Source organism: Kitasatospora sp. NPDC056181 (assembly GCF_042266225.1).
GTDB lineage: Bacteria > Actinomycetota > Actinomycetes > Streptomycetales > Streptomycetaceae > Kitasatospora.
Map to the genome: position 1 here is coordinate 86,350 of NZ_JBHJUK010000015.1, position 10,969 is coordinate 97,318.

Consider the following 10,969-nt stretch of genomic DNA (forward strand, 5'->3'; position numbering starts at 1 on the left):
AGTACCGTGCGGGGCGTTTTCGGAAAGTCAGCCACCCGGTGCGTACCGGCCCGGTGCTGTCGGCACCGGCCGGCTCAGCGGCGTTCCGCCTTGGCCGAGCGGGACATCAGGGTCTGCAACGCCTCCTGGGTGGGGCGTCCGTTGTGCACCACGTCCACCACGGCCTCGACGATCGGCATGTCGACGCCGCTGCGCCGGGCCAGGTCGAGCACCGACTCGCAGGACTTCACGCCCTCCGCGGTCTGCCGGGTGGCCGCGATGGTCTCGGCCAGCGACATCCCGCGGCCCAGGTTGGTGCCGAAGGTGTTGTTGCGCGACAGCGGCGAGGAGCAGGTGGCCACCAGGTCGCCCATCCCGGCGAGCCCGGCGAAGGTGTGCGGGTCGGCGCCGAGGGCCGTCCCCAGCCGGGTGGTCTCGGCCAGCCCGCGGGTGATCAGCGTCGCCTTGGTGTTGTCGCCGAGCCCCATGCCGTTGGCCATGCCGACCGCCAGGCCGATCACGTTCTTCACCGCGCCGCCCAGCTCGCAGCCGATCACGTCGGTGTTGGTGTACGGACGGAAGTACGGGGTGTGGCAGGCCGCCTGGAGCCGCTTGGCGACGGCCTCGTCGGTGCAGGCCACCACGCTCGCGGCGGGCTGCCGGTTGGCGATCTCACGGGCCAGGTTGGGGCCGCTGACCACCGCGACGCGCTCCGGGCCGACCTTGGTGACCTCCTCGATGACCTCGCTCATCCGCTTGGCGGTGCCGAGCTCGATGCCCTTCATCAGGCTGACCAGCACGGTCTGCGGCTCGATCAGGGGGGCCCAGGCGGCGAGGTTCTCGCGCAGCGTCTGCGAGGGGACCACCAGCACCGCGAAGTCGGCGCCGGCCAGCGCCTCGGCCGCGTCGGTGGTGGCCCGGACCGAGGCCGGCAGCTCCACGCCCGGCAGGTAGTCCGGGTTCACGTGGGTGGTGTTGATCGCGTCGGCCAGCTCCTGGCGGCGCCCCCAGAGCACCACCTCGCAGCCGGCGTCGGCCAGCACCATCGCGAACGCGGTCCCCCAGGAACCCGTCCCGAACACGGCGCATCGGGTCACTTGCCGGCCTCCTCGGTACCGTTGCCACGCTTGCCGCCCGCGGCCCGCTGCGGCTCGGCCGAAGCCGCCGTCGCCCGGTCCCGGGCCGCCGTACGCATGTCGTAACGCTCGGCGGGCGGCTCCTCGTCACGGATGCCGGCCAGCACGACGGTGATCGCCTGCATGATGTCCTCGGTGGCGTCCCGGAGCACCTGCGAGGTCAGCTCCTGGCCCTCGTACCTGCTCAGGTCCACGGCCGGCCCGGCCGCCACCGTCACCTTGTGCCGCGGGAAGAGGTTGAATCTGCCTCTGCCCGGGGTGGCTCTTCCGTACGGCGGGATGATCTCCTGCGCGCCCCAGTGCGCCACCGGGATGACCGGCGCACCGGTCATCAGCGCGACCCGGGCCACGCCGGTCTTGCCGGTCATCGGCCACAGGTCCGGGTCCCGGGTGAGCGTTCCCTCGGGGTAGAACTGCACGCACTGGCCGTCGTTCACCGCGTCGACCGCGGCCCGGAAGGCCCGCGCGGCGTCGGTCGACTCCCGGAACACCGGGATCTGGCGGGTCTTGCGGAGCATGAAACCGATGAACGGCACCGAGAACACCGAGGACTTGCCGAGCATCCGCGGCGGCCGCCCGCTGTTGTACTGCCAGTGCGCGTAGATCACCGGGTCGAGGATCGAGTTGTGGTTGACCGCGGTGATGAAGCCACCCTCCTTGGGGAGGTGCTCCCAGCCCCGCCAGTCGGGCTTGACCAGCGCGGTCGTCACCGGCTTCACCAGCACGGCCGCGAAGCGGTACCAGATGCCGTAGTCGGCGTTGCCGAAGCTGGCGTACGAGCGGCGGGCCACCCCAGGTCCTCCTCATCCGGTGCGGCACGTGGGGTGCCGCAGTATCTCGCCATCCGCGGCCCCCGTTCGGGGCCCGGAGCGCGGAACAGTCTCGCCCGACCGCGAACGGCTGTCGAGCAACCCCGCCAGCACGTCGGGGCGGGCGTGACCAAACGCACGTCCGTACAGCTCGGACGGCCTGGCGAGGGTTCCGGGACCGGCGTCACAATGACGCCGATGACCCAGGACACCGTACGCCCCAGCGGGCCCGCCGCGCCCCCCGCACCCACCGCCGGCTGGTCGCTGGTGCTGCCGCTCAAGCCGCTCGCCCTGGCGAAGACCCGGCTGGCCCCGTTCGCCGGGGAGCACCGCCCGGACCTGGCACTCTCCTTCGCCCTGGACACCGTCGGCGCGGCGCTGGCCACGCCCGGCGTCGCCCGGGTGCTGGTGGTCACCCGGGACTCCGCGGCCGCGGACCGGCTGGCCGCGCTGGGCGCCGTCGTGGTAGGCGACGAACCGGGCGGCGGCCTCAACCACGCACTGGTGCACGGCGCCGCGGCCGCGCTGGCGATCGCTCCGCGCGCCCCGCTGGCCGCGCTCTCCGCCGACCTGCCGGCCCTGCGCCCGGCCGAACTGGCCCGGGTGCTGGCCGCCGTGCCCCCGGCCGGCCGGGCCTTCCTGGCCGACGCCCCCGGTCTGGGTACCACCCTGCTCGCCTGCGCCCCCGGCAGCCCGCTCTCCCCCGCCTTCGGCGACGGCTCCCGGGCCCGGCACGCGGCCGGCGGCGCCCTCGAACTACGGCTGGACGGCGTGCAGTCGGTACGCCGGGACGTCGACACCGGGGCCGACCTCGGCGAGGCCCTGGCGCTCGGCGTCGGCCCGCACACCGGCGCCCTGTCGGCCCGGCTCGGCTACGCCCCGGGGCCGCCCGCCGGACTCGGCTGAGACGCCGCCGGGACTGTCGGTGCCGCTCGCTATGCTGCTTTCATGCAGGCCACCGCGTTCACCTTCGACCCCGCCACCCGGGCCGGCTCCGTGCTCCTCGACGACGGGACGCCGGTGCCGTTCGACGCCGCCGCCTTCGATGCGGGCGGCCTGCGGCTGCTCCGTCCCGGCCAGCGCGTGCGGATCCGCACCGAGGGCGCCGGCGAGGCCCGCCGGGTGGTCTTCGTGACGCTGCAGACCTTCCCGGACCCGGCCGGGGCCTGACGCCCGCGCGCACCCGCCGGGGTGCGCTCCGAAAACCGAAGAGCCGTGGCGGTCCCGTCCGCCCGGGCCCGGGTGGAGGTGCGCCACGGCTCTGGAAGGCCGTCCGCGGACTACTTCGCGGTGCTCTTGCGCGCAGTGGTCTTGCGGGTGGCGGTCTTCTTCGCCGGAGCCGTCTTCTTGGCCGTGGCGGTCGCCTTCTTCGCGGCGGTGGCCGTGGTCTTCTTGGCGGCGGCGGTGGTCGCCGTCTTCTTGGCGGCGGCCGTGGTCTTCTTGGCGGCGGTCGCGGTGGTCTTCTTCGCCGCGGCCGGGGTGGCCTTCTTGGTGGCGGTCGCCTTCTTCGCGGCGGTGGCCGTGGTCTTCTTGGCGGCGGCGGTGGTCGCCGTCTTCTTGGCGGCGGCCTTCTTGGTCGCGGCGGCCGGGGTCGCGGCGGCGGCGGCGGCACGCTTGGTGGCGGCGCGCTTGGCGGCCGGGGTCGCGGCGACACCGCTCTTGCCCGGGGTGAGGGAGCCCTTGGGGGCCTTCTTCACCGAGGGGCCTTCCTTCGGCAGCTTCTTGCTGCCGCTGACCAGGTCCTTGAAGCCCTGGCCGGGGCGGAAGCGGGGCACCGAGGTCTTCTTGACCTTGACCTTCTCGCCGGTCTGCGGGTTGCGGGCGAAGCGCGCGGAGCGCTCCACCTTCTCAAAGGTGCCAAAACCGGTGACCGACACCCGGTCACCGGCCACAACGGCGCGGACCATGGTGTCGAGCACTGCGTCGACGGCCTCTGCGGCAGCCTTGCGACCGCCCAGCTGCTCGGCCACCGCTTCGACAAGCTGAGCCTTGTTCACGTCTTCCCCTTCGGAAACGGGCGCCGGATGATTCCATCCGTTCATTTCGCACGTTAGGTATGTATCTGCGGACTTTCAATTACCAAACGCGCGAATCACCCTAGTGTCGCAATGGATTTGCGCATCGGCGACCTCAGACGACGGGCGGGCGCCCCTCGTCGAGGTCCTGCACAAAGCGACTCAACCGCCTTGCCGCCCCCGGAAGATCGCGCTTGGCGGTCTCCGTGACGATGAGGAGTTGTCGGGTGAGAGCGGTCTTTGCATCGGCAGACACGTTCAGCGCATGCACGCGGGCGTGAGCTTGCTTCAACCGCTCGGCCACAAGCGCGTAGAGCGCTGCGACTTCCGGGTCGTCCGGCCCCTCAGCAGGTGAGGTGGCGGCGTCCGGCCGATCGTCAATTCGGCGTTCGGATCCCCGGCCCGTGGACTCCTGTGACGCGGGTTCGCCGCCCGCGTACGGAGGTTCATGGTGCCGGTGCATGTACTGATTGTGCCATCTACCCGCAGTTGTGCTTGCCGGGGGCCCTCTGCTCCATTGCCAAATGGGCAATCGGGGGCCGGGCAGGGGGGTGAACTCCGCCTCCGGAACGGCGGATGACCCGCCCCCCCGAAGGGGGAGACGGGCCATCCGGCGGATCGTCAGAATGCTTGTTCTGAACGGCTTCTCAGGCGACCGGAAGAGTACGCGGCTTGAACGCCGGCCGGGTCGCCTCGAAGGCCGCGATGTCACCCTCGTTCTGCAGGGTGATGCTGATGTCGTCCAGGCCGTTCAGCAGCCGCCAACGCACGTTGTCGTCCAGCTCGAAGGAGGCGGTGACGCCTTCGGCGCGCACCTCGCGGGCCTCCAGGTCGACGGTGATCTCCGCGGTCGGGTCGGCCTCCGTGAGCGCCCAGAGCCGCTCCACGGTCTCCTGCGGCAGAACGACGGTGAGCAGGCCGTTCTTCAGCGAGTTGCCACGGAAGATGTCGGCGAACCGGGACGAGATCACGGCGTGGAGACCGTAGTTCTGCAGCGCCCAGACCGCGTGCTCGCGGGAGGAGCCGGTGCCGAACTCGGGGCCCGCCACCAGGACGGTCGCACCCTGGCGCTCGGGCTGGTTGAGGATGAACGACTCGTCCTTGCGCCAGGCCTCGAACAGCCCGTCCTCGAAACCGGAACGGGTGACCTTCTTGAGCCAGTGGGCCGGGATGATCTGGTCGGTGTCGACGTTGCTGCGGCGCAGCGGGACGGCCCGGCCGGTGTGGGTGGTGAACTTCTCCATGCTGCTCAGGCCTCCACAGCGACGTTGGACGAGAGGTCGGCGGGCGCGGCCAGCCGGCCCAGGACGGCGGTGGCGGCGGCGACCTGCGGCGACACCAGGTGGGTGCGGCCGCCCTTGCCCTGGCGGCCCTCGAAGTTGCGGTTCGAGGTCGAGGCGCAGCGCTCGCCGGGGGCCAGCTGGTCGGGGTTCATGCCCAGGCACATCGAGCAGCCCGCGTGGCGCCACTCGGCGCCGGCGGCGGTGAACACCTTGTCCAGGCCCTCCTCGACGGCCTGCAGGGCGACCCGCACCGAGCCGGGGACGACCAGCATCCGTACGCCCTCGGCGACGGAACGGCCCTCCAGGACGGCCGCGGCGGCCCGCAGGTCCTCGATCCGGCCGTTGGTGCAGGAGCCGACGAAGACGGCGTCGACCTTCACCTCGCGCAGCGGGGTGCCGGCCTCCAGGCCCATGTACTTCAGGGCGTTCTCGGCGGCGGTCCGCTCCTGCGGGTCGGCGAAGGAGGCCGGGTCCGGCACGTTCGCGCCGAGCGGGGCGCCCTGGCCGGGGTTGGTGCCCCAGGTGACGAAGGGGGTCAGCTCGCTCGCGTCGATGAAGATCTCGTGGTCGAAGACCGCGTCCTCGTCGGTGACCAGGGTCTTCCAGTACGCGACCGCGGCGTCCCAGTCCTCGCCCTCGGGCGCGTGCGGGCGGCCCTCCAGGTAGTCGAAGGTGGTCTGGTCCGGGGCGATCATGCCGGCCCGGGCGCCCGCCTCGATCGACATGTTGCAGATGGTCATCCGGGCCTCCATGGAGAGGCTGCGGATCGCGGAGCCGCGGTACTCCAGGACGTAGCCCTGGCCGCCGCCGGTGCCGATCCTGGTGATGATCGCCAGGATCAGGTCCTTCGCGGTGACGCCTTCGGGCAGCTCGCCCTCGACCGTGATCGCCATGGTCCTGAACGGCGCCAGCGGAAGCGTCTGGGTGGCCAGTACGTGCTCGACCTGGCTGGTGCCGATGCCGAACGCCAGGGCGCCGAACGCGCCGTGGGTGGAGGTGTGGGAGTCACCGCAGACGACGGTGGTACCGGGCTGGGTCAGGCCCAGCTGCGGGCCGACCACGTGCACGACGCCCTGCTCGACGTCGCCGAGCGAGTGGATCCGGACGCCGAACTCGGCGGCGTTGCGGCGCAGCGTCTCCAGCTGCACCCGGGACACGGGGTCCGCGATGGGCTTGTCGATGTCCAGGGTGGGGGTGTTGTGGTCCTCGGTGGCGATCGTCAGATCGGTCCGGCGGACCTTGCGCCCGGCCAGCCGGAGGCCGTCGAAGGCCTGCGGGCTGGTCACCTCGTGGAGCAGGTGCAGGTCGATGAAGAGCAGGTCGGGCTCGCCCTCCGCGCGCCGCACGACGTGGTCGTCCCAGACCTTCTCTGCGAGTGTCCGTCCCATCGGATTCCCTCCAGCCGGCCGCGTTGCCGGCCTTCTCGTGTCGTCGAGGTCAGTGCGTTCGCCGCCCTCTGAGGCTCGCGTCGCGCGACCTGCACTCCGGATCGGTGTCCACGATGCGGACACCTGGTGGGGGCCGCATCCTGGATGTCTCCCGGGCTGCTGCATCCAGAGTGGCGCTTTTCGCGGAAGATTGAACTTGCGTCTCGCGGAATGAGACTGCAGTCTTAGGGCATGGACAACTCTAGCGGCGTCGGCGTTCTCGACAAGGCCGCTCTGGTGCTGAGCGCACTGGAGTCGGGCCCCGCCACGTTGGCGGGGCTGGTCGCCGCCACTGGTCTGGCGCGCCCCACGGCCCACAGACTCGCCGTCGCACTCGAACACCACCGACTCGTCACCAGGGACATGCAGGGCCGGTTCATCCTCGGCCCCCGTCTCTCCGAACTCTCCGCCGCGGCGGGCGAGGACCGGCTGCTCGCCACCGCGGGCCCGGTCCTGACCCACCTGCGCGACGTCACCGGCGAGAGCGCACAGCTCTACCGCCGGCAGGGCGAGATGCGGATCTGCGTAGCCGCCGCCGAGCGGCTCTCCGGCCTGCGGGACACCGTCCCGGTCGGCAGCACCCTGCCGATGAAGGCCGGCTCGGCCGCCCAGGTCCTGCTGGCCTGGGAGGAGCCCGAGCGGCTCCACCGCGGCCTCCAGGGCGCCCGCTTCACCGCCACCGCCCTGAGCGGCGTCCGGCGCCGTGGCTGGGCCCAGTCGATCGGCGAGCGCGAGCCGGGCGTGGCGTCCGTCTCCGCGCCCGTGCGCGGACCCTCCAACCGCGTGGTGGCCGCCGTCTCCGTCTCCGGCCCGATCGAGCGCCTGACCCGCCACCCCGGCCGGCTGCACGCCCAGGCCATCATCGAGGCCGCCAACCGCCTCACCGAGGCCCTGCGCCGCGGCTGACCGATCCGCCGGACTCCCCCGCCGGCGACCTCCCCCACGGAAAAGGGCCCCGCACACTCCGGTGTGCGGGGCCCTTTCGGCAAGGCGCGGGGAATGCTCCGGGAATGTGCCCGGAAATGCAGAAAGCCCCGGCGACCAGGGCTTCGTTCTCTATCTGGCTGGGGTACCAGGACTCGAACCTAGACTAAATGAACCAGAATCACTCGTGCTGCCAATTACACCATACCCCAACAAAGCAATCGGCCGATGGGGCGAGCCCATCGGCTTCGTGCTCTGGTACCCCCGACCGGATTCGAACCGGCGCTACTGCCGTGAGAGGGCAGCGTGCTAGGCCGCTACACAACGGGGGCTTCCTGGCGATCCCTTGCGGGATCAGTACCCCCGACCGGATTCGAACCGGCGCTACTGCCGTGAGAGGGCAGCGTGCTAGGCCGCTACACAACGGGGGCTTTCCAGGTGATCCCTTGCGGGATCAGTACCCCCGACCGGATTCGAACCGGCGCTACTGCCGTGAGAGGGCAGCGTGCTAGGCCGCTACACAACGGGGGCTTGATCTTCATTTGTACTGCGGTACTGCTGTACTGCGCTGGGGTACCAGGACTCGAACCTAGACTAAATGAACCAGAATCACTCGTGCTGCCAATTACACCATACCCCACCAGAGTTGAACCCTCGTCGGGATCTTCTCAGGCGTTGCGCCTCTCGTTCGGTCCCGGCCGGGGGGCTTTCGCTCCCTCGTCCGTTCCCTCCCGGGCGGCGCAGAAAGAACATTACCCGACGTCGGCCCTGGCTCCAAAATCGATAACCCCAGGCCGCGGCCGGGGCGGCTGCGGGCCAGGTCGGAACCGGGCCCGCAGCCGCCCGCGCGGGGCTCAGGCAGCCGGGACGGCGGCCAGCGCGGAGGTCAGCCGGCGCAGCGTCTCGGGGCGCCCGAGGAGCTCCATCGACTCGAACAGCGGCGGGGAGACCCGGCGGCCGGTGACGGCCACCCGCAGCGGCGTGAAGGCGAACTTGGGCTTGATGCCCAGGCCGTCCACCAGGGCCTCGCGCAGCGCGGCCTGGATCGGCTCCGGGGAGAAGTCCTCCAGCGCCTCCAGCGCCTTGATGCTGGCCTCCAGCACCGGGCGGGCGTCCGCGGTCAGGACCTTGGCCGCGTCGTCCGGGTCGAGCGCGAAGTCGGCCGGGTCGACGAAGAGGAAGCCGGCCATGTTCACGATCTCGCTCAGCACGACCATCCGCTCCTGGGTGAGCGGCGCCACCTTGGCCAGCAGCTCCAGCTGCTCGGCGGTCGGCTCGGCCGGCAGCAGGCCGGGGGCCTGCAGGTACGGCACCAGGCGCCGGACGAAGTCCTCCGGAGCCAGCTTGCGCAGGTGCTCGGCGTTGATGTGCTCGCACTTCTTGAGGTCGAAGCGGGCCGGGTTGGCGTTGACGTCGGCGATGTCGAACGCCGCGACCAGCTGCTCCACGCTGAAGATGTCGTCGTCCGCGGAGAGCGACCAGCCGAGCAGCGACAGGTAGTTGAGCAGGCCCTCGGGGATGAAGCCGCGCTCGCGGTACAGGTTGAGCGAGGCCTGCGGGTCGCGCTTGGAGAGCTTCTTGTTGCCCTCGCCCATCACGTACGGCAGGTGGCCGAAGTGCGGGGTGGTCCCGTCGCCGACGCCGATCTCGGCGAGCGCCGCGTAGAGCGCGATCTGGCGCGGGGTCGAGGAGAGCAGGTCCTCGCCGCGGAGCACGTGGGTGATGCCCATCAGGGCGTCGTCCACCGGGTTGACCAGGGTGTAGAGCGGCGCGCCGTTGGCCCGGACGATGCCGTAGTCGGGCACGTTCTCCGGCTCGAAGGTGAGCGTGCCGCGCACCAGGTCGTCGAAGGCGATGGTCCGGTCGGGCATCCGGAAGCGCAGGATCGGCTCGCGCTTCTCCAGCTTGTAGACGGCGACCTGGTCGTCCGTCAGCTCCCGGCAGTGGCCGTCGTAGCCGGAGGGCTTGCCGGCCGCGCGGGCGGCCTCGCGGCGGGCGTCCAGCTCCTCGGTGGAGCAGTAGCAGTAGTAGGCGTGACCGGCCTCGTGCAGGCGCCGGGCGACGTCGGCGTAGATGTCCATCCGCTGCGACTGGCGGTACGGCTCGTGCGGGCCGCCGACCTCCGGGCCCTCGTCCCAGTCGAACCCGAGCCAGCGCATGGCGTCGAGCAGCTGGTTGTACGACTCCTCGGAGTCGCGGGCGGAGTCCGTGTCCTCGATCCGGAAGACCATCGTGCCGCCGTTGTGGCGGGCGAAGGCCCAGTTGAAGAGGGCCGTCCGGACCAGGCCCACGTGCGGGTTCCCGGTCGGGGACGGACAGAAGCGAACCCGGACGGACGGGTTGCCCGCGGTCGAGCCGCTGAGCATTTCATTAGCCACGCTTGATCACCTTGTTGGTGAGAGTGCCGATGCCTTCGATGGAGACGGCGACCTCGTCGCCGACGTTGAGGGGGCCCACCCCAGCGGGTGTGCCGGTGAGGATGACGTCGCCGGGCAGCAGCGTCATGGCCTCGGAGATGTGGACGATCAGCTCGGCGACCGAGCGGATCATCAGGGAGGTGCGGCCGGCCTGCCTCAGCTCGCCGTTGACCGTGCAGGTGACGGCGACGTCGGCCGGGTCGAGGTCGGTCTCGATCCACGGGCCGAGCGGGCAGGCTGTGTCGAAGCCCTTGGCCCGGGCCCACTGGCCCTCGCGCTGCTGGACGTCGCGCGCGGTGACGTCGTTGGCGCAGGTGTAGCCGAGGATCACCTCGGGCACCCGCTCCAGCGGGACCTCGCGGCACATCCGGCCGATCACCACGGCCAGTTCGGCCTCGTGGTGGACGTCGGAGGAGAACGGCGGGTAGGCGATCGACTCGGTCGGGCCGATCACCGAGGTGGACGGCTTGAAGAAGGTGAGCGGAGCGTCCGGGACGGCGTTGCCCAGTTCGGCCGCGTGGGCCGCGTAGTTGCGGCCGACCGCGACGATCTTGTTGGGCAGCATCGGGCTTAGCAGCCGGACGTCCTGGAACCGGTAGCTCTCACCGGTGGGCTGGGGCTGCCCGAACGGGTGGCCGGCCAGGGCGTGGACGACCAGAGACTCGGGCTGGGCCGGGTCGCCCTCGACCACTCCGAAGGAGACGCTGCCGGCGGCAGGGCTTCCTTCCCGGACGGAAAACCTGGCAATGCGCACGGCTGGGCTACCCCTCGCTTCGTCGGCCGCCCGGGGCGCGCCCGGGCGCTGGTGGGCGCCGCGCACTCGGGCCCGGCCCCGCTCAATCGTCAACCAGGCTATCGCGCGGGCCTCCCGGCGGCCGCTTTGCCCCTGTTCAGCGGGGTTGCGCCCGCCTCGGGCGCACGTCGGCCGGAACGGGAGCGGGGCCCGGGAACGACAGAGGGCGCCGGGGCCGCCGGATGG

General features: G+C 71.5%; 11 protein-coding genes and 5 tRNA genes. 3 read left to right on the top strand and 13 right to left on the bottom strand.

Features of this window, described 5'->3' with window-relative positions; translation table 11 throughout:
• Positions 1-74 precede the first annotated feature (74 nt).
• A complete protein-coding gene (locus ACFC1F_RS09250; protein ID WP_148642801.1) occupies positions 75-1,076 on the bottom strand; it encodes an NAD(P)H-dependent glycerol-3-phosphate dehydrogenase in 1,002 nt (333 codons plus the stop codon).
• Positions 1,073-1,906 (bottom strand): 1-acyl-sn-glycerol-3-phosphate acyltransferase, encoded by an 834-nt coding sequence (locus ACFC1F_RS09255; protein ID WP_209411400.1) that lies wholly within the window; start codon positions 1,904-1,906, stop codon positions 1,073-1,075. Before ACFC1F_RS09255 ends, ACFC1F_RS09250 begins: the two co-directional genes overlap by 4 nt.
• Before the next feature lie 216 nt (positions 1,907-2,122).
• Here ACFC1F_RS09255 and cofC point away from each other — a divergent pair, with 216 nt between their 5' ends.
• Positions 2,123-2,830, top strand: a complete 708-nt coding sequence (gene cofC, locus ACFC1F_RS09260; protein WP_376156772.1) for a 2-phospho-L-lactate guanylyltransferase — start codon at positions 2,123-2,125, stop codon at positions 2,828-2,830.
• 42 nt (positions 2,831-2,872) lie between these two features.
• Positions 2,873-3,094, top strand: coding sequence for a hypothetical protein (locus ACFC1F_RS09265; RefSeq protein ID WP_209411398.1), 222 nt, complete (start codon positions 2,873-2,875; stop codon positions 3,092-3,094).
• Positions 3,095-3,204: 110 nt separating this feature from the next.
• On the opposite strand, the gene ACFC1F_RS09270 is transcribed toward ACFC1F_RS09265, so the two are convergent.
• From ACFC1F_RS09270 to leuC, 4 genes are all read right to left on the bottom strand, one after another.
• Complete coding sequence (locus ACFC1F_RS09270) at positions 3,205-3,921, bottom strand: HU family DNA-binding protein (RefSeq protein ID WP_376156774.1); 717 nt, start codon at positions 3,919-3,921, stop codon at positions 3,205-3,207.
• 133 nt (positions 3,922-4,054) lie between these two features.
• Positions 4,055-4,243: a hypothetical protein gene (locus ACFC1F_RS09275; RefSeq protein WP_209411546.1), complete on the bottom strand. Its 189-nt coding sequence runs from the start codon at positions 4,241-4,243 to the stop codon at positions 4,055-4,057.
• 343 nt (positions 4,244-4,586) lie between these two features.
• Positions 4,587-5,183, bottom strand: a complete 597-nt coding sequence (gene leuD, locus ACFC1F_RS09280; protein ID WP_376156776.1) for a 3-isopropylmalate dehydratase small subunit — start codon at positions 5,181-5,183, stop codon at positions 4,587-4,589.
• Between the two features lie 5 nt (positions 5,184-5,188).
• Positions 5,189-6,610 (bottom strand): 3-isopropylmalate dehydratase large subunit, encoded by a 1,422-nt coding sequence (leuC, locus tag ACFC1F_RS09285; RefSeq protein WP_376156778.1) that lies wholly within the window; start codon positions 6,608-6,610, stop codon positions 5,189-5,191.
• 231 nt (positions 6,611-6,841) lie between these two features.
• On the opposite strand from leuC, the gene ndgR reads away from it, so the two are divergent.
• Complete coding sequence (ndgR, locus tag ACFC1F_RS09290) at positions 6,842-7,555, top strand: IclR family transcriptional regulator NdgR (protein ID WP_148642806.1); 714 nt, start codon at positions 6,842-6,844, stop codon at positions 7,553-7,555.
• Positions 7,556-7,710: 155 nt separating this feature from the next.
• Here ndgR and ACFC1F_RS09295 read toward each other — a convergent pair.
• The 7 genes from ACFC1F_RS09295 to ACFC1F_RS09325 all read right to left on the bottom strand — a co-directional run bounded on the left by ACFC1F_RS09295 (position 7,711) and on the right by ACFC1F_RS09325 (position 10,744).
• Positions 7,711-7,785 (bottom strand) — tRNA-Gln (locus tag ACFC1F_RS09295).
• 44 nt (positions 7,786-7,829) lie between these two features.
• A tRNA-Glu gene (locus tag ACFC1F_RS09300) sits at positions 7,830-7,905 on the bottom strand.
• Between the two features lie 26 nt (positions 7,906-7,931).
• Positions 7,932-8,004 (bottom strand) — tRNA-Glu (locus ACFC1F_RS09305).
• A gap of 27 nt (positions 8,005-8,031) precedes the next feature.
• Positions 8,032-8,104, bottom strand: a tRNA-Glu gene (locus ACFC1F_RS09310).
• 37 nt (positions 8,105-8,141) lie between these two features.
• Positions 8,142-8,213: transfer RNA gene (locus ACFC1F_RS09315), tRNA-Gln, on the bottom strand.
• Between the two features lie 214 nt (positions 8,214-8,427).
• Positions 8,428-9,939 carry a glutamate--tRNA ligase gene (gltX, locus tag ACFC1F_RS09320; RefSeq protein WP_376156787.1) on the bottom strand — a complete coding sequence of 504 codons (1,512 nt, stop codon included), beginning with the start codon at positions 9,937-9,939 and terminating at the stop codon, positions 8,428-8,430.
• A 4-nt stretch (positions 9,940-9,943) separates the two neighbouring features.
• A complete protein-coding gene (locus tag ACFC1F_RS09325) occupies positions 9,944-10,744 on the bottom strand; it encodes a fumarylacetoacetate hydrolase family protein (RefSeq protein ID WP_376156780.1) in 801 nt (266 codons plus the stop codon).
• Positions 10,745-10,969 lie beyond the last annotated feature (225 nt).

Coding starts and splice junctions, on each gene's coding strand:
- cofC (WP_376156772.1), top strand. CDS start 2,123: ATGACCCAGGACACCGTACGCCCCAGCGGGCCCGCCGCGCCCCCCGCA.
- ACFC1F_RS09265 (WP_209411398.1), top strand. CDS start 2,873: ATGCAGGCCACCGCGTTCACCTTCGACCCCGCCACCCGGGCCGGCTCC.
- leuD (WP_376156776.1), bottom strand. CDS start 5,183: ATGGAGAAGTTCACCACCCACACCGGCCGGGCCGTCCCGCTGCGCCGC.
- leuC (WP_376156778.1), bottom strand. CDS start 6,610: ATGGGACGGACACTCGCAGAGAAGGTCTGGGACGACCACGTCGTGCGG.
- ndgR (WP_148642806.1), top strand. CDS start 6,842: ATGGACAACTCTAGCGGCGTCGGCGTTCTCGACAAGGCCGCTCTGGTG.
- gltX (WP_376156787.1), bottom strand. CDS start 9,939: ATGCTCAGCGGCTCGACCGCGGGCAACCCGTCCGTCCGGGTTCGCTTC.